17 protein-coding genes are annotated in these 20,793 nt (G+C 71.6%); 9 read left to right on the top strand and 8 right to left on the bottom strand.

Annotation, left to right across the window (positions count from 1 at the left end):
- The first annotated feature begins 45 nt into the window (after positions 1-45).
- Positions 46-600, top strand: a complete 555-nt coding sequence (locus ACGFYN_RS19330) for a hypothetical protein (RefSeq protein ID WP_393867026.1) — start codon at positions 46-48, stop codon at positions 598-600.
- 235 nt (positions 601-835) lie between these two features.
- Entirely contained in the window at positions 836-1,504 is a 669-nt protein-coding gene (locus ACGFYN_RS19325; RefSeq protein WP_393867025.1) for a DUF4232 domain-containing protein, read from the top strand.
- A gap of 87 nt (positions 1,505-1,591) precedes the next feature.
- Here ACGFYN_RS19325 and ACGFYN_RS19320 read toward each other — a convergent pair whose 3' ends face one another.
- Complete coding sequence (locus tag ACGFYN_RS19320; protein ID WP_393867024.1) at positions 1,592-2,098, bottom strand: MarR family winged helix-turn-helix transcriptional regulator; 507 nt, start codon at positions 2,096-2,098, stop codon at positions 1,592-1,594.
- Positions 2,099-2,137: 39 nt separating this feature from the next.
- Here ACGFYN_RS19320 and ACGFYN_RS19315 point away from each other — a divergent pair, with 39 nt between their 5' ends.
- Positions 2,138-3,082, top strand: coding sequence for a DMT family transporter (locus tag ACGFYN_RS19315; protein ID WP_393867023.1), 945 nt, complete (start codon positions 2,138-2,140; stop codon positions 3,080-3,082).
- 38 nt (positions 3,083-3,120) lie between these two features.
- Here the strand turns inward: ACGFYN_RS19315 and ACGFYN_RS19310 are convergent, their stop codons facing one another.
- The 3 genes from ACGFYN_RS19310 to ACGFYN_RS19300 form a co-directional block, all read right to left on the bottom strand.
- On the bottom strand, positions 3,121-4,056 hold the full coding sequence (locus ACGFYN_RS19310; RefSeq protein ID WP_393867022.1) for a squalene/phytoene synthase family protein: 936 nt from the start codon (positions 4,054-4,056) through the stop codon (positions 3,121-3,123).
- A gap of 68 nt (positions 4,057-4,124) precedes the next feature.
- Entirely contained in the window at positions 4,125-5,132 is a 1,008-nt protein-coding gene (locus ACGFYN_RS19305; RefSeq protein ID WP_393867021.1) for an MBL fold metallo-hydrolase, read from the bottom strand.
- A complete protein-coding gene (locus ACGFYN_RS19300; protein ID WP_393867129.1) occupies positions 5,129-5,503 on the bottom strand; it encodes a PaaI family thioesterase in 375 nt (124 codons plus the stop codon). Before ACGFYN_RS19300 ends, ACGFYN_RS19305 begins: the two co-directional genes overlap by 4 nt.
- 199 nt (positions 5,504-5,702) lie before the next feature.
- Here ACGFYN_RS19300 and ACGFYN_RS19295 point away from each other — a divergent pair, with 199 nt between their 5' ends.
- The 6 genes from ACGFYN_RS19295 (at position 5,703) to ACGFYN_RS19270 (ending at position 10,315) form a co-directional block, all read left to right on the top strand.
- Positions 5,703-6,140 carry a glutaredoxin domain-containing protein gene (locus ACGFYN_RS19295; protein ID WP_393867020.1) on the top strand — a complete coding sequence of 146 codons (438 nt, stop codon included), beginning with the start codon at positions 5,703-5,705 and terminating at the stop codon, positions 6,138-6,140.
- 762 nt (positions 6,141-6,902) lie between these two features.
- Entirely contained in the window at positions 6,903-7,958 is a 1,056-nt protein-coding gene (locus ACGFYN_RS19290; protein ID WP_393867019.1) for an NAD(+)/NADH kinase, read from the top strand.
- An 86-nt stretch (positions 7,959-8,044) separates the two neighbouring features.
- Positions 8,045-8,509, top strand: coding sequence for an SRPBCC family protein (locus tag ACGFYN_RS19285; RefSeq protein WP_393867018.1), 465 nt, complete (start codon positions 8,045-8,047; stop codon positions 8,507-8,509).
- Positions 8,506-8,844, top strand: coding sequence for an ArsR/SmtB family transcription factor (locus tag ACGFYN_RS19280; protein ID WP_393867017.1), 339 nt, complete (start codon positions 8,506-8,508; stop codon positions 8,842-8,844). The genes ACGFYN_RS19285 and ACGFYN_RS19280 overlap by 4 nt, the downstream gene beginning before the upstream one ends.
- A gap of 53 nt (positions 8,845-8,897) precedes the next feature.
- The gene (locus ACGFYN_RS19275; RefSeq protein ID WP_393867016.1) at positions 8,898-9,338 is read left to right on the top strand and encodes an SRPBCC domain-containing protein; all 441 of its coding nucleotides are present in this window, start codon (positions 8,898-8,900) and stop codon (positions 9,336-9,338) included.
- A gap of 113 nt (positions 9,339-9,451) precedes the next feature.
- Positions 9,452-10,315 (top strand): LLM class flavin-dependent oxidoreductase, encoded by an 864-nt coding sequence (locus tag ACGFYN_RS19270; RefSeq protein WP_393867015.1) that lies wholly within the window; start codon positions 9,452-9,454, stop codon positions 10,313-10,315.
- Positions 10,316-10,389: 74 nt separating this feature from the next.
- Here the strand turns inward: ACGFYN_RS19270 and ACGFYN_RS19265 are convergent, their stop codons facing one another.
- The 4 genes from ACGFYN_RS19265 to ACGFYN_RS19250 form a co-directional block, all read right to left on the bottom strand.
- Positions 10,390-11,808 (bottom strand): lamin tail domain-containing protein, encoded by a 1,419-nt coding sequence (locus tag ACGFYN_RS19265; RefSeq protein ID WP_393867014.1) that lies wholly within the window; start codon positions 11,806-11,808, stop codon positions 10,390-10,392.
- Between the two features lie 129 nt (positions 11,809-11,937).
- Positions 11,938-13,662 (bottom strand): SpoIIE family protein phosphatase, encoded by a 1,725-nt coding sequence (locus tag ACGFYN_RS19260; protein WP_393867013.1) that lies wholly within the window; start codon positions 13,660-13,662, stop codon positions 11,938-11,940.
- Positions 13,663-13,816: 154 nt separating this feature from the next.
- Positions 13,817-16,237 carry a SpoIIE family protein phosphatase gene (locus ACGFYN_RS19255; protein ID WP_393867012.1) on the bottom strand — a complete coding sequence of 807 codons (2,421 nt, stop codon included), beginning with the start codon at positions 16,235-16,237 and terminating at the stop codon, positions 13,817-13,819.
- A gap of 73 nt (positions 16,238-16,310) precedes the next feature.
- Complete coding sequence (locus ACGFYN_RS19250) at positions 16,311-20,582, bottom strand: HAMP domain-containing protein (RefSeq protein ID WP_393867011.1); 4,272 nt, start codon at positions 20,580-20,582, stop codon at positions 16,311-16,313.
- Positions 20,583-20,793: the final 211 nt, after the last annotated feature.

Below are 20,793 nucleotides of genomic sequence, written 5' to 3'. Positions count from 1 at the left end.
CGGGGTCACCCCTCCTTCGGATACGGCACCACGCTCACGTCCAGCGTGAACGCTGCCCGCGCGGCGCCCGCCACGTCCGGAGCCTTCGCGAGCACCGTGATCCTGGCACTGCCGCCCCGGGTGCCCGCGCACCGCAGCGAGGCGTGGGCGGCGCCGTCCGGACCCACCCGCCAGCCGGACGCCACGACGAACACCGGCGCGGAACTGCGTACCGCCGTCCACCGCCGGTCGTCGGCCCGCGGCGCTAGAACCATCGACACCACGGTCCCGGGCCGCACGCACAACCGGCGCGCTGGTGCGTCACCGGGGGAGACGGTGACCTGGGCGTGCCCGGCGGCGCAGCTGCCCGCCGACGGGGAGGGCTCGCCGCTCGGCGTGCCGGTACCGGTCGGCGCGGTCGGGGACGGAGCCGGGACCGGCGTCGTAGAACTGTGCGTCGGCGCACCGCTCGACGGCTCGGCGGACCGAGCCGGGGACGACCGCGCGCTCGACGCACCTCCTGGAGACCCGCCGCAGGCCGCAAGGACGACCAGCCCGGCAATCACCAAACCCGCACTCCACCAGCGCATGGCGACACCTCCAAGTCGCTCGAGCGTCTGAAACGATGGTCCCACGCCGTCGTGTGCAGGGGACGGGCCGGCGGCCTCCCGCCTCGAACGGGGTCATGCCCCAGGGCCCCGCACCGTGCGCCTGACGCCAATTGACCAGGAGATACGGGAAGTTGTCGGTACCGCTCCCGAGGGCTGTGGCCCTTGTCACGCGCGATTGCTGAACCGCTGGTCAGTAGCAGGCATCTTTCACGGCGACCCCTACCGCTCGGTAATCAGGAGACTCCATGCGCGTCCGCACCTCCATCGCCGCTGCCGCCGTACTGGCCGCAGGGCTGACGATGACGGCCTGCCAGAACGACGACAAGGCCGCAGGCGGCGAGACCACCGGCAGCACCGCGTCGGCGCAGGACGGCAGCGCCACCCCCACGGCCTCCGCGCCCGTCAAGGGCACCGGCTCCGGCACCCCCTCCGCGGGCGGGACCGGTGGTTCCGCGCAGGGCGGGGACGGCACGATCGCCGCATGCACGACGCGGACCACGAAGGCGGCCTTCGTCGCGGCCGCCCGGCACGCCACGCAGTCCAAGCCCGCCACCGGCACCGTGAAGATCACCAACACGTCGTCGAAGCCTTGCACGATCGTGGGCGCCAGCAGCCTCGTCGCCAAGGACGACCAGGGCAAGAGCGAGCCGATCGAGGTCGACAACCACGCCGCGGGAACCGATGCCGTCGACGTCGCGCCCGGCGCCACCGCCGCGGCGAGCGTGAACTACACGGACCTCAACTTCGAGGGCACGGAGTCGGCCCGCGAGACCTGCGGGGTCCAGGCGTCGAAGGTGGAGATCGCCCTGCCCAAGGACGCGGGCCGCACGGTGCAGGTCACCAGCGCCAAGGGCTCCGCGGCGGTCTTCAACGTCTGTGGGACCGACGTGAAGTTCGGAGCGTTCCGCGCCTGACGGTCCCGCGCGCGGGGGATGGCGTCGGTTCGCGCGAGCGCCCGGCCATCCCCCGTAAGCCGGCCATCCCCCGTAAGGGCGTCCGTGTCACGTCGGCGGCGGGTCCACGCGGCCGAGCCAGGCCGTGAGAAGCGCCTGGAGTTGCGCCGCCTCCTTCGGCGCGAGTGCCTCCAGCAGGCGCCGTTCGTTGCGCATGTGCTCGGTGAAGGCAGCGTCGATCAGATCGCGGCCGGCGTCGGTCAGGGCGACGACGCGGGCGCGGCCGTCGGCCTCCGAGCGGCGCCGGCTCACCAGGCCCGCGCGCTCGAGCCGGTCGAGCCGCTTGGTCATGGCGCCGGTCGTCACCATGGTGTGCTCCGAGAGCTCGCTGGGGGCCCGTTCGAACGGTTTCCCGGCCCGGCGCAGCGTGGCCAGGACGTCGAACTCGCCCTCGCTGAGGCCGAATCGGCGGTAGACGACGCAGAGTTGCTCGGTGAGCAGTCCGGCGAGGCGGTGGAGGCGGCCGATCACCCCCTGCGGGCTCACGTCGAGATCCGGGCGCTCGCGAGCCCATTCCGCCTGGATCCGGGCCACGTGGTCGAGGTCGTCAGCCATGGCTTCACTATAGCTTCCGGGGAAGCTATATTAACTTCCATGGAAGCTACCTTGCGGTGGACGGCGGTCGCGGCGATCGCCCCCGTGGCCTGGGGCACCAACTACTACGTCACCCACGAATACCTCCCCGCGGGAGATCCGCTGTACGGAGGGGTGATCCGGGCGCTGCCCGCGGGAGTGCTGCTGCTGGCGGTCGCGCGCAGACGCCCGTACGGATCCTGGTGGTGGAAGTCGCTGGTCCTGGGCACGCTGAACGCCGGCGCGTTCTTCGTCCTCATCTACGTCGCCGCCCAGTTGCTGCCCACGAGCCTCGCCTCGACGATCATGGCGACGTCACCGCTCGTGATGATGCTGACGGCCTGGCCGCTCCTCTCCGAACGCCCGTCCCCACGGCATCTCGCGGGCTCCGCCGCGGGGATCGTCGGCGTGTGTCTCATGCTGCTCACCGGCGGGACACGGGCGAGCGTGCCCGGCGTGCTCGCCTCGGTCACGGCCCTGCTGCTGTCGTCGCTCGGGTACATCCTCGTCAAGCGCTGGAGCCACCAGGTCGACGTCCTCGCCTCGACGTCCTGGCAGCTCATCGCCGGGGGCCTGCTCCTGCTGCCGTTCGCCGTCGTCGTCGAAGGCGCGCCTCCGGCCCTGGACACGTCGTCCGCCCTCGCCTTCGGGTACGTCACGACGGTGGCCACGGCGCTGGCCTTCGCGGCCTGGTTCGCCGGACTGCGCCGCCTTCCCGCGGCGACCGTGGGTCTGGTGGGGCTGCTCAACCCAGTGACCGGTGTGCTGCTGGGGACGGTCGTGGCCGGCGAGTTGCTGACCGTGCAGCAAGTGGGCGGACTGGCCCTGGTGTTGACCGGGATCCTGCTCGGCCGTCCTGCCGGCGGGCGCGTCGGTCGGCGGCGTACGGCACGAGACGCGGCCGAGGACGGGACCATGCACGGCACGGAGCCGGCCGGGAAGGGCGGCGCCGTGTCACGGCGGTGAGCGGTGAGCGGGCCCCGGCGCGGACGGGAGCGGCCCGCTCAGCTGGATGCGCGCCGCTGCCGGCGGGCGCTGCGGTATGCGCGCATCAGCAGCCGCAGGGTCGCGAGGGTCTCCGGCCGGGCGCCGTGCGCCAGGAGGCCGGCCCCCTTCCGTTCCACGGCTCGCAGGCGCAGGCGCTGCACGGCGATCAGAGTGTCGAGGAACGGCCGGTGCCCGGATTCGGCGAGATCCGGCAGGTCCCCGCAGCCGTCCAGCCCGGCACCGGCGAGCCGGGCCTGTTCCGTGACCAGGCGCTCGACGGCGGGCAGATGGCCGCCCTCGCGGCGCGCCAAGTCCCCGGTCTTCAGGCCGTGTCGGGCCAGGGCGTCACGCGGCACGCCGACCCGCCCCTGAGCGACGTCCTCGGACAGGTCCGCCAGGAAGTCGATGCGCTGCATGGCCTCGATCAACGTCCGGCAGCCGGCCTCGAACTTCAACGCGTCACCCGGCGACGGTGGTTCGAAGAGGGAAGCGGTGAGCATCAGGGCGGGCAAGGAGTAACTGTCCACATAGGCCTGGAAGTCGCTCTCCGTGTCGAAGCCGGTCCAGGCGGCCTCCGCCGGCGCACCGTCGAGAAAGGCCCGTACGCGCGCTGCCAGGACGGGATGCCGCCGAGCGGTGTCGGCCAGGGCCCTCAACATGGGCTGTTCCACGGCGCCTTCGTGCCCGAGTGCGGCTGTGACTTCCTGGTCCCAGGCGCGGAGCGCCGCCCGCCGGTCGCTCGGATCCCCGCTGTCGATGCGCTCGTCCGTCTCGTGCATGAAGGCGACCGCGGTGAAGACGGAGGGACGCAGCGGCGCGGGGAGCAGCAGCCGGACCGTCATGTACTCGGCCGGTGCGAAGCGCCGGGCGAGCGCGCGTTGCATGCCGTAGTCCCTGCGCAGAGAGGGATCACTGATGCCGCACCGGTCCAGGGCGGCCGACCAGCTGCTCACGTCTCTCCTCGCTTCGGGGCCCGTCCGATGATCACGCAGGGCTCAGCGTATCGGCACCCGGTTCTCGTTCACCCTGCGCCGCCACCCCGTCCGCGCGGCTCCGGGCGCGGCCACGCGCGCGGGTAGGGCATCTGGAGGGAGTCGGCCGATACGGGGGTGTGGTCGGCGGCGGCGTGCAGGCGGCCCTCGCGCAGGACGACGGAGCCGCCGGCGAGCATCGTCTTGATCAGTTCGGCGGCGAGCGCCTCGGGGGTGCGGTCCAGGAGCCGTGCCGCGTCGGTCAGCCAGGCGCGTGCATGGAGGTAGGGCTCGACCTCCGCGGACGGGATGCCGCCGCGGATCATCAGGGCGTAGGCGAACACGCGGCGGATGCCGTACCAGACCGCTCCGTCCGGGTCGTCGAGGAGGCGCCGGGCGCGCCGCAGGGCGGCGTCGAAGGCCGCGGACGGGTCGGCGGGGATGGGCCCGTGGGACGGGATGATCACCCGCGGGGCGAGGTCGGCGATCCGCTGGAGGGAGTCGAGGGCGGTGGCGGCCGCTTCGGGGCCGTCGAGGGCGAGGTTGACCCAGCCGACGTCGTAGTCCGACAGGGCGTCACCGGCCACGAGAATTGCCAACTCCGGCTGCCACAGGGCCAGATGGCCGGGTGTGTGCCCGGGGGTGCGGACGACCTGCCAGTCGGCGTCGCCGAGCCGGAGGACCTGTCCATCGTCGAGGGGCAGGTCGACCGTGTACGGGGCGACGGGCTGGTCGAGGTACTCGGCCGCGCAGCACCCCGGGTCCCTGCGGGCCACGGCCTCCGCCTCCGGCGCTCCGGCCGCGATGCCGGTCCCGCCGGACTGGAGGAGAGCGTTGGCGCCCACGTGGTCGGAGTGCCAGTGGGTGTTCACGACCAGGGCTACGTCTCCCGCCCGTGCGCGGGCCCAGGCGGCGGTCTCCTCGGCGTGGCCGACGAAACCGCTGTCGACCAGGGCTGGTTGACGCCCGTCGAGCAGCAGCAGGTTCGCGTCGGGAAAGGGCCGTCGCCACCATGTCGCCCAGGACGGCAGCGAGGGCTGCGAGAGCTGCGGGTTCACTGCTCGGGCCCGTTGACGCGGATCAGCGTCTGCTGCCCGTTGGCGACGAGCTTGCGCCGGCTGTCCTGCACGCCGAACACCTCCAACTGGCAGACGGTCAGGGTGCGTCCGGACTTCAGGACGGTCCCGACCGCCTCAAGGAGGTCACCGACGGCCGGTGCGAGGAGGTTGATCTTGTACTCGACGGTGAGCACGTCGGCGTCCTTGGGGAACAGGGTGTAAGCCGCGTAGCCGCCGGCGCTGTCCGCGATGGCGCTGGTGGCGCCGGCGTGGAAGTAGCCGTGCTGCTGGGTCACTTCGGGGCGGGCCGGCAGCACGATGTGCACACGGCCCGGCTCGATGTGCGCGATCCGGGCACCCAGGTGCCTCATCAGCCCCTGCCGGGCGAAGCTGTCCTGGACGCGCTTGCACACCTCGGGGCTCGCCTGCTCCCGCTCTCCGTGCTCTGGCTGCTGTGCCCGGTCCGCCACGTGCTCTCCCTCGATATGAGCCGATCCGCAGCGCCGTACGACGAGCCCTCGGCGGGCCCGCCCGGAGGCGCTTCTCGTCCCCCCGATAGCCTGCGTCACCATGATGCGCGCATGGATCCTGCCGGTGGTGCTCGTGCTCTGCGGCTCGGTGTCCGCGGCGGGGATGATCCTCGCGGGCAACCCCGGTGCAGCCGCGCTGATCATGTTGCTGTTCGTGGCGTTCGCCGGCGTCAACTCTCCGCTGATCTTCCCGACGTCGGTCGGAGCGGTGGAGGCACAGCGCCGCAGCGAGGCCGACGGCCGACCGGTGATCTTCTGGCGTCCGGGCTGCGCGTACTGCCTGCGCCTGCGCATGCGGCTGGGCCGCAGCGCCCGCCGGGTGCACTGGGTCGACATCTGGCGTGACCCGGCCGGCGCGGCGGTGGTGCGGGCGGCCAACGACGGCGACGAGACCGTGCCCACCGTCCTCGTGGCGGGCCGGCCGTACGTCAATCCCGACCCCGGCTGGGTGCGCGAACAGCTCTCCCGCTCCGCCTGACCGGGACGCCGGCCGAACTCGTACCCCTGCCCGCGTGTCGGCGACGCCGGCCGGGGCACTCGTGGCCCGCCCACGGAAGGGTCCCGGCGTTCCGGGGAGGTCCGGTGATCGCGCAGTACGACGACGGGCGAGTCCCAGGCGGTGTGAGGCTGCTCGATCAGGTACCTACCCGGGACGCTGTCGGCCCGAGGGCGGCCCCGGTGATCCAGGAGGCGGCTGCGCCGCGTGGTACGGAGCCGATCGCATCGCGGTCGCCGCGGGCCGATGCGCGGACTGTCCCCGGACGGCCGGACCGTTCTAGGGTGTCCGAAGGGAAGAGTCCATTCCCCCCTTGTCCCCAGTCCTGGGGCAGCGAATCGCACGCCTCGGACGGCCGGAGCCCACCTCGTCCCGCACTTGAGCCTTCAGCAGGCCCCGGCCTTCGTCCTCGCGGCTGTTTCAAACAGGGGCCGACCACCCGCCCGGCCCCGGAGCCGCAAGGACGTACCCGCGCGGGGTCCTCGCGCCAGGGGACGGCGCGAGCCCTCGCGCACAGCGGCCGCCGTCGCCGCCGACATCAGGCGGCGGCCGCTGTTAAGCCTTCCCGGGGATCGCACCGCAAGCACGCGTAAGTCGTCGGAAGCTGTGAAGAGTGCTTGTGGAGACGGACAGATGAGGGACACAACAGCGGACACGACGGCTGCCCGGCCCCGTGGCAGCCCTCCGCGAAAGCTGTGACGATGGCGTACAGGCAGCGGACCCGACGGCAGTGTGGGAGATGACATGCCGATCAGCCGGTTGGGACTCGTCGTGCACGGTGGCCGTCCCGAGGCGGTGGCGGGAGGGCGGACCGTGCGGCAGTGGTGCGTGCGCAACGCCATCGGCTGCGTCGACATCGACGTCTGGCAGGGCCAGGGAAGCCGCCGCAGCGGTCGCGACGAAATGCGCGCCGCGGGCAGCCCGGACCTCATCGTGACCCTCGGCGGGGACGGCACCTTCCTGCGTGGCGCCCGCATCGCCGCGAAGAAGAACATCAAGGTGCTCGGCGTCGACCTGGGCAAGGTCGGCTTCCTGACCGAGACCGCCGTCGCCGAGGTCGAGCGGGCGCTGGACGCCGTGCACGCCGGACAGTCCGAGTGCGAGGAGCGGATGACGCTCACCATGCGGGCGTCGAAGCTGCTGGAGATCCCCACCGACGTGGAGCAGTTCCTCTGCTACGGCCACGGGCCCACGCTCCCGCCACCCCCGCCGCAGTCCGATCCCGCGGCGGAGGGCGACGAGGGCATCGCGCTGGATGTCACCGCCCTCAACGACGTCGTGGTGGAGAAGCTGGCACGGGACCACCAGGTCAGCCTGGGCGTCTACATCGCCGGCCGGCTCCTGGCCTCGTACTCGGCGGACGGCGTCGTCGTCGCCACCCCGACGGGTTCGACCGCATACAGCTTCGCCGCCGGCGGACCGGTGCTGTCGCCCCGTATGCGAGCGGTGATCTTCACGCCCGTCGCCCCGCACATGGCGTTCAACCGCACGGTGATCGCGAACGCGGACGAGCCGATCACCCTGCGCGTGCTGCGCCACTCCGGGCGCGCCGCGGTGAGCGTCGACGGGCAGCCGCGCGGTGTCCTCGACCCCGGCGACTGGATCGGCGTGACCGCGGCACCCGAGCCGCTGCGCCTGGTCAGGCTGAACCCCGCCAACTTCTACGGGCGCCTGCGGGAGCGCATGCGGCTGACCGACGCGCCCGCCACGGCCGCGGACGGTGAGGCGCCGCCCCTGTTCATGCCCACCAGGCCCGTTCCTAACGGCGTCCGCCCGCTGGACGCGCCGCCCCTGCCCTGACGAGCATCTGCAACCAATGGTTGCGCATTGTGGGCGAGTGGCCTACCGTGATGTGCAATCAAAGGTTGCGAAAGGAGGCGGGCGGTATGGAGTACGGCAGCATCGAGCGGGAGATCCGCATCGAGGCCACGCCCGACGTGGTCTACGAGGTCGTCAGCAAGCCGGAGCATCTGCGGGAGTGGTGGCCGGACGAGGCGGACTTCGACCCGGTGCCCGGTGGCACAGGGAGGATCACGTTCGGCGACCCGAGCACGCCGGACGCCCAGGTCGAGTCCCTCACGGTGGTGGAGGCCGACCCGCCGCGGCGGTTCAGCTTCCGGTGGGTGCACGACTACGGAGAGATCGCCACGCCCGACAACTCGTTCCTGGTCACCTTCGACCTGATCCCCGCGGGGACGGGCACACTGCTGCGCTTCACCGAGTCGGGATTTCGGGAGAGGGGCTGGGAGGCGGCCGTACTGGAGGAGGCGTACGGCGACCATGTGAAGGGCTGGGACCACTTCCTGCCCCGCCTCGTCGCCTATGCCGCCCGGGTGGTGTCGGCGCAGTGACCGGCGCCATCGACGACGACCTCTGGTCGGCGGTGGGGGACCCCATCCGGCGGCGCATGCTCGACCTGCTGCTCACCGACGGAGGCGGGACCGCCACCACGCTGAGCGAGCGGCTGCCGGTCACCCGCCAGGCGGTCACCAAGCACCTCGGCGTACTCGGCCGCGTCGGACTCGTCCATGTGACCCCGTCCGGACGCGAGCGACTCTACGAGGTCGACGAGGCCCAACTCGCCCGCGCCGTAGCCCAGTTGGCGTCGGTCGGGGCCGCCTGGGACGCCCGGCTGCAGCGCATCAGGCGGATCGCCGAGACGATCCAGCGCAGCCGGAAGAGCTGAGCCCGCACCGACGAACACCCGTGCAACTACCTGTAAGAGAGGGAGATATCGAGATGGTGGACATCCTGCACAGGATCGGCGTCACGTCGTCACCCGACGACGTCTACGCGGCCTTGACCACGATCGAGGGCCTGTCCGACTGGTGGACGCAGGACACGGAGGGCGACACCGAGGTCGGTGGAGTGATCCGGTTCCGCTTCGAGCCCGGCGGCTTCGACATGAAGGTGCTGCAGGCCCGGCCTGCCGAGCACGTGCGCTGGGAGGTCGTGGACGGCCCCGAGGAGTGGATCGGCACACAGGTCCACTTCGACCTCAAACAGGAGGACGGCTTCACGATCGTGCTGTTCCGGCACGAGGGCTGGAAGGAGCCCGTGGAGTTCATGTACCACTGCAGCACGAAGTGGGCGACGTACCTGATGAGCCTGAAGAAGCTGACCGAGACCGGCAAGGGCGAGCCCGCACCGCGCGACGTGCAGATCAGCAACTGGCACTAGACGAGGGCCGGTCCACGCCGCCGGCCGGTCCTGCCTCCGTCAATACGGTCGTCCGTGCGGTGTCTGTGCGCATGATGGGCCCTGAGCGATTTTGCCTACGACCGGAGGAACGGATGGACATCGGAATCGGCCTTCCCAACACGGTTCCCGCTACCGAACCGGCCAGGCTGCTGGACTGGGCCCGCCAGGCGGAGGGCGCGGGGTTCAGCACCCTCGGCACGATCGGCCGGCTGGTGTACCAGGGCTACGAGGAGCTGATCGCCCTCAGTGCGGCCGCCGCGGTCACCAGCAGGATCCGGCTGACGACGAGCGTGCTCCTCGCACCGCTCCACACCAACGCCGCCCTGCTGGCCAAGCAGGCGGCCTCCCTGGAACGGATCTCCGGCGGACGCTTCGTGCTGGGAGTGGGCCTCGGCGGGCGTGACGACGACTTCGCCGCCAGCGGGCTGTCCACCAAAGGCCGAGGACGCCGTTTCGAGGAACAGCTCCAGGAGATGAAGCAGGTCTGGGCCGGGGAGGAGCGCGGATTCGCCGGCGGGATCGGCCCCAGGCCCGTGCGCGACGGCGGCCCCGAACTGATCCTGGGCGGCGGCACCGAGGCCAGTTTCCGGCGAGTGGCCGAGCTGGGCGACGGCTGGATCATGGGCGGCGGCTCGCCGGACATGTTCGCCCAGGCCGCGGCCGGAGTGGACGCCGCATGGCGGGACGCCGGCCGCTCGGGCACACCCCGCAAGCTGTCCCTGGCCTACTTCGGTCTCGGGCCCAACGCCCGCGCGCAGGCCGACGGTTATCTTCTGGACTACTACGGCTTCCTCGGTGACGTCGCCGGCCAGATCGCCGGGAGCGCCGCGGTGACCCCGGACATGGTCAAGTCCTACGTCGCCGCCTTCGAGGCGGGCGGCTGCGACGAGCTCATCTTCGTCCCGACCGGTTCGGGACCGGAGCAGGTCGAGCTGCTCGCCGAGGCGATCGCCTGACCGACGGCCGCAGCCGGGCGTTCCCGCCCGGCTGCGCCTCTTCGGGGTCCACGGCGGTGTCGCCGGGGCTCGCCTCAGCAGTTGATCGTGCCCGCGCGCAGGGCGTGTCCGCTGGTGTCGCTGTCGTCGGACCAGTAGACGGGCTTGGTGCCGCCGCTGCAGGCGTCGGAACCGGACAGCGTGAAGCCCTCGTTGTTGAGGTTGGACATGCCGGAGGGGCGGTTGTAGATCGCCGTGGTGGCGAAGGCGCCGGACGAGTCGACCTTGAAGGTCCGATGCAGGCCGTCGCAGGTGTCGTCGCAGACGACCCACAGCCGGGAGGCCTGCGGCTCCCACTGGAGCTCCATGACTCCGGCCATGCCGCTGCTGACGGACGCGACACGGACGAAGGTGCCGTCATCCTGGAGAACATAGCCGTAGACCATGCCGGTGCCCTCGACCCCGACGAAGAACACCCCACCGGTGTGCGCGCCGTAGCGGCCGGGGTCGTAGGCCGCGCCGGTCGACGCGTCCTTGAAGCCGGCCGTGGTGAGGGCGGAGTCCGGCACCCAAGTGATGCCTTCGAGGCCGGAGTTGGAGTCCACGGACGGCAGGTCCGAGGTCAGGTTCCACTCCTTGGCGGCGGTGAGCCCGGTGCTCGTGGAGCCGACGTCGTACTTCAGGACGGACAGCCGGCTGGTGCCGGACGACGCGGCGTTGAGCTCGCTGGAGACGTAGACGCCCCCGGCGGAACCGGCGCCGGTCAGGGTGACGCCCTCGTCGTCAGGCGTGCCGGAGCCGCTGGGGTAGGTGAGCGTCTTGCCGGAGCTCCAGCCGCCGGTGGTGTCCGCCTTCCAGCCGCCGGAGCCGTTCGGCACCAGACGCCACAGCTTGCCGCTGTTCTGCGCCGCCCAGATCACGCTCCCCTCCTGGAAGAGGCCGCTCATGTCGGAGCCGAAGGCGTTGCCGGCGTCGGCCGTGGCGACGGAGCTGCCACCGGGCCACGCCGTCGGGGACATCCCGGAGCCGTCGCAGGCGTTGGGGGCGCCCAGGGTGAGAGCGGCCGAGCCGAAGGCACCGGTGCCGTCCGGGCAGCGCGACCACGACGGGGCGGAGTGCCGGGTCCAGCTGAAGCTGTCGACCAGGGTGCTGCCGTCGGGGAGGTAGAGGCGCGCCTTGTCGGACGAACCGAGTCCGAAGGCGTCGTGGACGTCGAAGGCGGCGAACCCGCCGGGAGCGAGTGAAGTCCCGGACGCTATCGCGTACTTCGAGCTGCTGTTGTCGTCCTTGAGGATCCATCCGGAGATGTCGACCGTGGCGGTGCCCTTGTTGTAGAGCTCCACCGAGTCGTTGACGCTCCCAGTGGTGACCACCTCGTTGATCCTGATGTCGTCGGCCGCCGCGGCATGGGCCGCGGGCGCGCCGAGTGCGCCGGCGGCCAGCGCCGGGGCGGCGACCGCGACGAGGGTGAGGCGGAGGCTGCGGCGCCACCGGCGAACGCGTGATGCGATCACGGAATCCGTCCAAAGATCGTTCTGACAGGCCGCCCGGACACTTCCTGGCAGGCCCGAACGGGCGCCCTCCACAAGGTGATTGACACATGAACGGTGAACGAACCGGAGCGGACGGGGGAGTTGGCGCCGTTATGTCCCGCCGACGGGGACGCGCAGCGCCAGCAGGGCCACGTCGTCGTCGTTGCGTTCGGGGCGGACGCGGCGCAGCAGCTGGTCCGTGAAGGCGGCGAGGGGACGGTGGACCAGGGCGGCGGCGTGCCGGCGCAGCCGGTCGAGGCCCACGTCGAGGGTGTGGCCGGGGTCCTCGATGAGGCCGTCGGTGTACAGGACCAGGGTGGAGCCGGGCGGGAGGGAGGCCGTGGCGTCGGGACGTTCCCGGCCGGCTCCGGTGCCCAGGAGGAGACCGTGGCCGGTGGTGAGGTAGTGGGCCATGCCCTCCTGGCTGATCAGCAAGGGCGGCGGGTGGCCCGCGTTGGTCCAGGACAGGTGCCACGTGCCGTCCCCGGCAGCTTCGATCCGCGCGAAGATCATCGTGGCCATGGAGACGTCCGTGATGTGCTGGATCGCCCCGTCGAGCCGTTCGACGATGCGGCTCGGTACCTCGTCCTGTGACCAGGCGTAGGCGCGCAGCATGTTGCGGACCTGTGCCATGCCCGCCGCGGCCTCCAGGTCGTGGCCGACCACGTCGCCGATGGCCAGGGCGGTCGATCCGTCGGGCAGGGGGAAGGCGTCGTACCAGTCGCCGCCGACCTGTGAGGCGTGCGGTGCGGGCAGATAGCGGGCGGTCAGCTGGAGGTTCGGCACGCCCGGCATCTGCGGCAGCAGGTGGTTCTGCATGGTCTCGGCGACCTTGCGCTGACGCTGGTAGAGGCGGGCATTGTCCAGGGCGAGGCCGGCCCGGCGCGCGATGTCCTCGATCAGCGGAAGGTCGGCGGGGGCGAAGGGCACGGGGGTCTCGGAGCGGCCCGCGGTCAGGGCGCCCAGGACCTCACGGGTGCTGCGGATGGGCGCGATGGCCACGGAGTGCATCCCGGTGGCGTCGAAGAGATGGCGCTGCTCGACCGCGATGCCGGAGTCAGGCGTCCGGTCGTAGGTCTGCGGTCCCGCCAGTGTGGAGGCGACGCCGCGCAGGGCCCTGGACAGCGGCATCTGCGACTGCTGCGGGACCGGCGGCATCGGGCCCTGCAGGTCCTCGCGGTGCACCAGGGTCTCGCCCTCGACATGCACCACGACGGCGCGCCACACCTCGTCGCGGTCGGTGATCAGGTCGACGATCGCCCAGTCCGCGAGCCTGGGCACCACCAGGCCCACCAGCCGGCGCAGGGCCTCGTCGACGTCGAGGGTCGAGGTCAGCTGCGTGGTGGTCTCAGCCAGCAGCGCCAGCCGTTCGAGCTCGGTGAGAGAGGCGGCCACCGGCTCCTCCACCGGGCTTCTCTCCGGCGCGGGCCCGGCGGGGTGGAGGACGACGAGCGTGCAGCTGTCGTCGTCTCCGCCGGCATACGGGGTGATCAGCCAGGAGAGGCGGAGCAGGGAACCGTCCGCGTGGGCGAAGTAGTCCTCCTCGGCCTGGGCGGTGCGCCCGGCGTGGAACGCCTGCCGCATGCTGCACTGAGTCCTCGGCAGCGGGCGGCCGTGGGGCCCGCGGTGCAGCAGGTCGTGCGCGTCATGACCGACGAGGTGGTCGGCGGAAAAGCCCAGCAGCGCCTCGGCGTGGCCGTTGACGGCGATGATGCAGCCTTCCTCGTCCACGACGTAGGCCGCGGTCCCGATGGCCTGCAGCACGCGGACGAGGCCGGCAGAAGCCGGCCGCACAGGTCGCTTCCGAACGGTCTGTGCTTCCTCCCGCCCTGTCATGTTCTCGCCTCCTCGCGGATCGGGCCGCCGCCCGTTCCCGCCGTACGCAGTACCGTGCGTTTCACGTGTGCCCCCTCAAGCGTGAACCGCACGTCCTCCCGGGCCCACCGCAGGTGGCGCAGGTGGCGCAGGTGGCGTACTGGGCACGTGGGCTTCATGGCGTCACCCGGATACCCACGATGCAGGTGTCGTCGTCGGTGTCGGACCTGCTGTGCACCAGCAGCCGGTCCAGCTGCTGGTCAAGCGTCGGCTGGACCGCGCGGGCGGCCGTCAGCAGCTGGGCCAGGGACTCCTGCACGGACCGGTCACGGCGCTCGATCAGGCCGTCCGTGTACATCAGCAGGGTGTCGCCGACGGCGAGTTGGACCTCGTGCTCCACATACCTGGCCTCCGGGACCGCGCCCAGCAGCATCCCGTCGACCAGGGGCAGCGGAGCCGACTCGGTGCCGCGCACCAGGACCGGCGGGAGATGGCCGGCCCGCGCCCACCTCAGGGTGTTGCGCTCGGGGTCGTACAGGCCGCAGACGGCCGTGGCGGTGACTGCGCCGGTCAGATGGTGGGCCACCATGTTGAGCCAGGACAGCAGCTGGGCCGGTCCTGCTCCGGTCACGGCGAGCCCGCGCAGAGCGTTGCGCAGGACGACCATGGTGGTGGCCGCCTCGATGCCGTGCCCGGCCACGTCGCCCACGCACAGCAGGACCAGCCGCGACGGCAGCACGACCGCGTCGTACCAGTCACCGCCGACCAGGTGCTGGGTCTCCGCGGGCCGGTAGCGCACGGCCACCTGCAGCCCGGGCACCGCCAGCGGGGCCTGTGCCGGCGGCATGATGGCGTGCTGCAGCTGGAGCGCGAGACGGTTGCGCTCGCTGGACTGCTGCTCGCTCTGGGCGAGCTGGTCGCGGGTGGCGGCGAGGGCCACCTCGGTCCAGTGATGCGCGGAGATGTCCTGGTAGGCGCCGCGCACGGCATACAACTGGCCGTCGGAGTCGAGGACCGGTTCGCACACGACACGGATGTGCCGCGTGACGCCGTCGGGGCGTTGCAGGCGGAAGGCGGCCGACGCGGGCCGCCGGTGGTGCAGCAGGGCGCGCAGGAATCGGCCGATGGCGACCGCGTCGTCCGGATGCGCGTGCGCGGGCAGCTCCTCCAGCCGTACGGGGCCGCTGGAGGCGGGCTTGCCGTAGAGGTGGTAGAGCTGGCCGTTCCAGGTGATCTCGCCGGTGAGAAGGTTCTCCTCGAAGCCGCCGATCCGGCCCAGCCGCTGGGCGTGCTGGAGGAGGCTCGCCAGCCGGGCCGTCTCGTCCTCGATGCGCCATATGAGCAGGACGCTGCCCCCGTGCCGGCTGATGTTGATGTCGGCCACCGCGGCGAGGGGGACGTCGTCCACCAGGGCGGTCAGGCGCATCCGGCGGGCACGGTAGGGCTCGCCGGTGGCGTAGACGCGCTCCGTCCGCTCGAACAGCTCGCTGTGGCCCGCGGCCAGCGGGTACGCCTCCAGCAGCAGGGCGCCGCTGATGACGCCGCGTGGCCGGCCGGCGGGGTCGAGGAAGCGGCCGTTGGCGTGGAGGATGCGGAAGTCGACGAGCTCCCCGGTGGAGTCCAGGTGCGGCACGAGCACGAGGGCCGGGTCGTGCAGGCCGTCGGCCAGGTCCATCAGCTCGGCGACGTCCGGCAGGACCCGCGGAGCGGCTTCCTCGCCAGGAGGCTGCAGGGCGTACGTCTCCAAGGTGTGCGCGCACAGCTCCGCCAGGGCCTCGATCTGGCGGACGATCTGCGGGGGAGGGGTGTCCAGCGGCGTGGGCCAGGCGATCTCCAGCACGCCGTGGATCCGCCCGCCCACCCCGGCCGGTACGGCGACCCGGCCGCCGTCGGGGTGGTGGTGCTGGCCGATGGAGGGCAGTGCGGTCCCGGACAGGCTCCTGATCCACTGGCCCGCGCGCTCGGTGAGCCCGCGCCGCGCCACGGTGGTCACACCCGGCGGCACATGCCGCCAGCGTCCGGCCTCGGCGGGGGAGAACCCGGCGCTGCCCGCCAGGGTGAGCGAGCCGTCGGCCCCGAGCGCCCAGACGGCCACCGCCTCCGCGCCCAGCGGCGTCAGGGCGTGTTCCAGCAGGGAGTCTGCCACGGCCTGGGCGTCGTGGGCCGCCAGCGCACCGCTCTCGGCGGCCCGCAGCCGTACGGCGCAGGCGCGGCCGTCCGGCGGGTCGGCGGGCGCCGCGGTGGCCGCGAGGAAGGCGGCGGTCACCTCCGAAAGCCGGTCGCTCGCCGCCTGGTTGATGACCTCGACCGCGAACTCGAGCGGTGTGACCCCCGCCTGCTCGGTGAGTTCGGCGAGCTGCCGCGCGGCCTGGGCGGGACCGCACCCCAGCCGCTCGACGAGGATGCCCTTGGCGAGTTCGATCAGGGCGCGCCCGTCCGCCTCGGCCTGCGCCGCCCGCACTTCGCGGCGCAGCCGCTCCACGGTCGCCGCGAGCCGGCCGACGGGCGACGGCGACTCGGCGTCCTGAGGCGCGGGCCGTGCTCCCGCGGCGGCCTGAACTGCCTGCGTGTCGGGCGGTTGACGGAGATCACTCACGGTCTGCCAGTTCCTGGGCTGGTACGTCTGAGGACGTCACGGGGTCGGCGGGTGGACGCGGTGCGGAGCCCGGTCACGCGGGCAGCCACCGTCCGACGCGGGCGATGAGATCGCTCGTGTCGACGGGCTTGGTGATGTAGTCGTTCGCCCCGGAGGCGAGGCTCTTCTCCTGGTCGCCCGGCATGGCCTTCGCGGTGACCGCGATGATGGGCAGCTTCGCGTACTGGGGCATGGAGCGGATCTCCTCCGTCGCCGCGTAGCCGTCCATCTCCGGCATCATCACGTCCATCAGGACCAGGCAGATGTCGGGGTGAGCGAGCAGCATCTCGATGCCCTTGCGGCCGTTGTCCGCGTGCAGGACCTGGAAGCCGTGCAGTTCCAGAACCCCGCTGAGGGCGAAGAGGTTGCGGGCGTCGTCGTCGACCACGAGGACCGTACGGCCGAGGAAGGAGTCGTCCACCACCTGCGCGGGCGGCTGCGGCTCCTCGGCGCGCACCAGCGTCAGCACGTCGCCCGGCTGCTCGGCGGACAGATGCAGGGTGATGCGCTCGCGCAGCTCGTCCAGGCTGGCGAGGAAGTCGAGCGGCCGGTCGCCCGCGCGCAAGCGCAGCGCCTGCTCCTGGGCCAGGTCCACGCGGTGACCGGTGTGCACGAGGACGGGCACGCTGGCCAGTGCGGAGTCGCCGCGCATGGCCGCGAGGAAGTCCGCGCCCTTGTCGTCGGGCGTGCCGAGCTCGAGGACGACGCAGTGGCAGGGTTCGGCCGCCAGCGTGCTCGCCGCCTCCTGGGCTCCGACGGCGGTGATGATGTCGATCGCCCCGTGCGGATCGTCGTGGCCCTGCGCTATGTCCGCGACGGCCCGCTCGGCGACGAGGCTGAGCAGACCGCGCGGGCGCTCCTCGATCACCAGCAGACGGCGCCTGCGGTGCTCGGGTACCGGTACGGGACCGGCGAGCGCCCGGGGCGCCTGCGCCACCTCGGAGGCGAGCACGGCATGCGGCTGCTCCGGCGTACGGCCGCCCGGGTCCAGCAGCTCCTCGAAGTCGTCCCGCGCCACCGGCAGATGGAGCGTGAAGGTGCTGCCCCGGCCGGGGATGCTGTCGACGGTGACGGCGCCGCCCAGCAGATGGGCGATCTCGCGGGTGATGGACAGACCGAGGCCGGTGCCGCCGTACTTGCGGCTGGTGGTGCCGTCCGCCTGCTGGAACGCCCCGAAGATCGTCTCCAGTTGCTGCTGCGGGATGCCGATGCCGGTGTCCTTGACCCGGAACGCCACGACCGGTCCACCACGGTGCACGCCCGGCGGCACCTCACGGTCCGCGGCGGGCTCGATCCGCAGCTCCACACCGCCCTGCTCGGTGAACTTCACCGCGTTCGACAGCAGGTTGCGCAGAATCTGACGCAGCCGGGAGTCGTCCGTGAGCAGGTCGGCGGGGGTACCGGGCGCGGTGGCCACGGTGAAGTCCAGGCTCTTCTGCGTCGTCATCGGCCGGAACGTCGCCTCGACGTACTCCAGGAGCTGGCGCAGCGGGACCCGCTCGGGAGCGACGTCCATCTTGCCTGCCTCGACCTTCGACAGGTCCAGGATGTCGTTGATCAGCTGCAGCAGGTCCGAGCCCGCCGAGTGGATGATGCCCGCGTACTCGACCTGCTTCGGGGTGAGGTTGCGGGAGGGGTTCTGGGCCAGCAACTGGGCCAGGATCAGCAGGCTGTTGAGCGGGGTGCGCAGTTCGTGGCTCATGTTGGCCAGGAACTCCGACTTGTACTTGGAGGCCAGCGCCAGCTGCTGCGCCCGGGTCTCCAGCTCCTGCCTCGCCTGCTCGATCTGGAGGTTCTTCGCCTCGATGTCGCGGTTCTGCGAGGCCAACAGGGAGGCCTTCTCCTCCAGTTCGGCGTTGGAGCGCTGGAGTTCGTCCTGCTGGACCTGCAACTCCTCGGACCTGGCCTGGAGTTCGGCGGTCAGGCGCTGGGACTCGTCCAGCAGCTCGTCGGTGCGGACGTTGGCGACGATGGTGTTGAGGTTGACGCCGATGGTCGGCATCAGTTGCGCGAGGAAGTCCTGGTGGATCTGGGTGAAGCGGGTCAGCGAGGCCAGCTCGATGACGCCCAGGACCTGTTCCTCGACCACGATGGGCAGGACCGTCAGAGAGCTGGGCACGGCCTGTCCGAGGCCGGAGGAGATGGTGACGTAGCCCGCGGGCAGCTCTTCGACGGTGACGGAACGGCGGTTGCGCGCCGCCTGGCCGACGAGGGAGTGGCCGATGCGGATACGGGTCGGCCGTTCGGCGTCGTCGGGGCTGCCGTACGAGCCCACAAGGCGCAGCTCCGGCCCGCGTTCGGTGTCCTCGGCGAGGTAGAAGGCGCCGTACTGGGCCGAGACCAGGGGCGTGAGCTCGTCCATGACCAGCTCGGCGACGACGGGCAGGTCGCGGTGCCCCTGCATCAGGCTGGAGATGCGGGCGAGGTTGGTCTTGAGCCAGTCCTGCTCCTGGTTGGCCCGCGTGCTCTCGCGCAGGGACCCCACCATGGAGTTGATGTTGTCCTTGAGCTCGGCGACCTCGCCGGAGGCCTCCACGTTGATCGAGCGCGTCAGATCGCCCTCGGCGACGGCGCTCGCGACTTCGGCGATCGCGCGGACCTGCCGGGTGAGGTTGCCGGCCAGTTCGTTGACGTTCTCCGTCAGCCGCTTCCAGGTGCCCTCGACGCCCTCGACCTCTGCCTGTCCGCCGAGCCGCCCCTCGCTGCCGACCTCGCGGGCGACGCGGGTGACCTCGGCCGCGAACGACGACAGCTGGTCGACCATCGTGTTGATGGTGGTCTTGAGCTCCAGGATCTCGCCGCGCGCGTCGACGTCGATCTTCTTCGACAGATCGCCGCCCGCCACCGCGGTCGTCACCAGGGCGATGTTGCGGACCTGCCCGGTGAGGTTGTTGGCCATCGAGTTGACGTTGTCCGTCAGGTCCTTCCAGGTGCCGGCCACGTTCGGCACGTGCGCCTGGCCGCCGAGGCGTCCTTCGGTGCCGACCTCGCGGGCGACGCGGGTGACCTCGTCGGCGAACGCGGACAGTGTGTCGACCATGGTGTTGATGACGTCCGCCAGGGCGGCGACCTCGCCCTTGGCCTCGACGGTGATCTTCTGGGAGAGGTCGCCGCGCGCGACGGCCGTGGCGACCTGGGCGATCGAGCGGACCTGCCCGGTCAGGTTGGACGCCATCACGTTGACGTTGTCGGTGAGATCCTTCCAGGTTCCCGACACGCCCCGCACGATCGCCTGTCCGCCGAGGTTGCCCTCGGTGCCGACCTCGCGGGCGACGCGGGTGACCTCGTCGGCGAAGGCGGAGAGCTGGTCGACCATGGTGTTGATGGTGTTCTTGAGTTCGAGGATCTCGCCGCGGGCGTCGACGGTGATCTTCTGGGAGAGGTCGCCCTGCGCGACCGCGGTGGCCACCTGGGCGACGTTGCGGACCTGCGCGGTGAGGTTGCCGCCCATGAAGTTCACGGAGTCCGTGAGGTCGCGCCAGGTGCCCTTCACGCCCTTGACGTCGGCCTGTCCGCCGAGGCGTCCCTCGGTGCCGACCTCGCGGGCGACGCGGGTGACCTCGTCGGCGAAGGCGGAGAGCTGGTCGACCATGGTGTTGATGGTGTTCTTGAGTTCGAGGATCTCGCCGCGGGCGTCGACGGTGATCTTCTGGGAGAGGTCGCCCTGCGCGACCGCCGTGGTCACCTGGGCGACGTTGCGGACCTGCGCGGTGAGGTTTCCGGCCATGAAGTTGACCGAATCGGTGAGGTCGCGCCAGACGCCGCCCACACCGGGCACCTGTGCCTGACCGCCCAGGCGCCCCTCGCTGCCGACTTCCCGGGCGACGCGGGTGACCTCGTCGGCGAAGGCGGAGAGCTGGTCGACCATCGTGTTGACGGTCTCCTTGAGCTGCAGGATCTCGCCGCGCGCGGGCACGTCGATCTTCTGCGACAGGTCACCCTTGGCCACCGCCGTCGCCACCTGCGCGATGTCACGGACCTGTGTGGTCAGGTTGCCCGCCATGGCGTTGACCGAGTCCGTCAGGTCCGCCCAGGTGCCCGAGACCCCGGGCACCTCCGCCTGGCCGCCCAGCGTGCCCTCGGTGCCCACCTCGCGCGCCACCCGCGTCACTTCGGAGGTGAACACGGACAACTGGTCGACCATGCCGTTGAAGACCGTAGCTATGTCACCGAGCAGCCCCGGTCCGTCGGACGGCAGCCGGGTCCCGAAGTCACCGTCCCGTACCGCCGTCAGCCCGGCCAGCAGCTGCAGCAGCTCCTGCTCGCCGGGGGCCTGCACCCGGACGTCCGTCGATCTGCCCGTCATGCGCGCACCCTCGTTCCGCTCCCCAAGAGTCCCCACCCCAGGGACTCGGAACCGAGACGGAGCCGTGAAAGCCCCGCTCACCAGCGGCAACCCCACGATCGGCGGGGTTGCCTGATGAGTAAATCGATCGCAGATTAGCCCAGGTGCGTCCGGCAGCCAAAGCCCGGCGGGAGGGGTGCCATCCGGCGAGAAAAAGGCGTCAAAAGGCTGG

It is taken from the genome of Streptomyces sp. NPDC048419 (genome assembly GCF_043200415.1).
GTDB lineage: Bacteria > Actinomycetota > Actinomycetes > Streptomycetales > Streptomycetaceae > Streptomyces.
This window is presented reverse-complemented; position numbering and strand designations above follow the sequence as displayed.

What these genes read in the sequence shown, in the direction of transcription:
- ACGFYN_RS19250 (WP_393867011.1), bottom strand. Translation starts at nt 20,582, where the DNA reads ATGACGGGCAGATCGACGGACGTCCGGGTGCAGGCCCCCGGCGAGCAG.
- ACGFYN_RS19295 (WP_393867020.1), top strand. Translation starts at nt 5,703, where the DNA reads ATGATGCGCGCATGGATCCTGCCGGTGGTGCTCGTGCTCTGCGGCTCG.
- ACGFYN_RS19275 (WP_393867016.1), top strand. Translation starts at nt 8,898, where the DNA reads ATGGTGGACATCCTGCACAGGATCGGCGTCACGTCGTCACCCGACGAC.
- ACGFYN_RS19290 (WP_393867019.1), top strand. Translation starts at nt 6,903, where the DNA reads ATGCCGATCAGCCGGTTGGGACTCGTCGTGCACGGTGGCCGTCCCGAG.
- ACGFYN_RS19320 (WP_393867024.1), bottom strand. Translation starts at nt 2,098, where the DNA reads ATGGCTGACGACCTCGACCACGTGGCCCGGATCCAGGCGGAATGGGCT.
- ACGFYN_RS19325 (WP_393867025.1), top strand. Translation starts at nt 836, where the DNA reads ATGCGCGTCCGCACCTCCATCGCCGCTGCCGCCGTACTGGCCGCAGGG.
- ACGFYN_RS19315 (WP_393867023.1), top strand. Translation starts at nt 2,138, where the DNA reads ATGGAAGCTACCTTGCGGTGGACGGCGGTCGCGGCGATCGCCCCCGTG.
- ACGFYN_RS19260 (WP_393867013.1), bottom strand. Translation starts at nt 13,662, where the DNA reads ATGACAGGGCGGGAGGAAGCACAGACCGTTCGGAAGCGACCTGTGCGG.
- ACGFYN_RS19270 (WP_393867015.1), top strand. Translation starts at nt 9,452, where the DNA reads ATGGACATCGGAATCGGCCTTCCCAACACGGTTCCCGCTACCGAACCG.
- ACGFYN_RS19285 (WP_393867018.1), top strand. Translation starts at nt 8,045, where the DNA reads ATGGAGTACGGCAGCATCGAGCGGGAGATCCGCATCGAGGCCACGCCC.
- ACGFYN_RS19300 (WP_393867129.1), bottom strand. Translation starts at nt 5,503, where the DNA reads ATGAGGCACCTGGGTGCCCGGATCGCGCACATCGAGCCGGGCCGTGTG.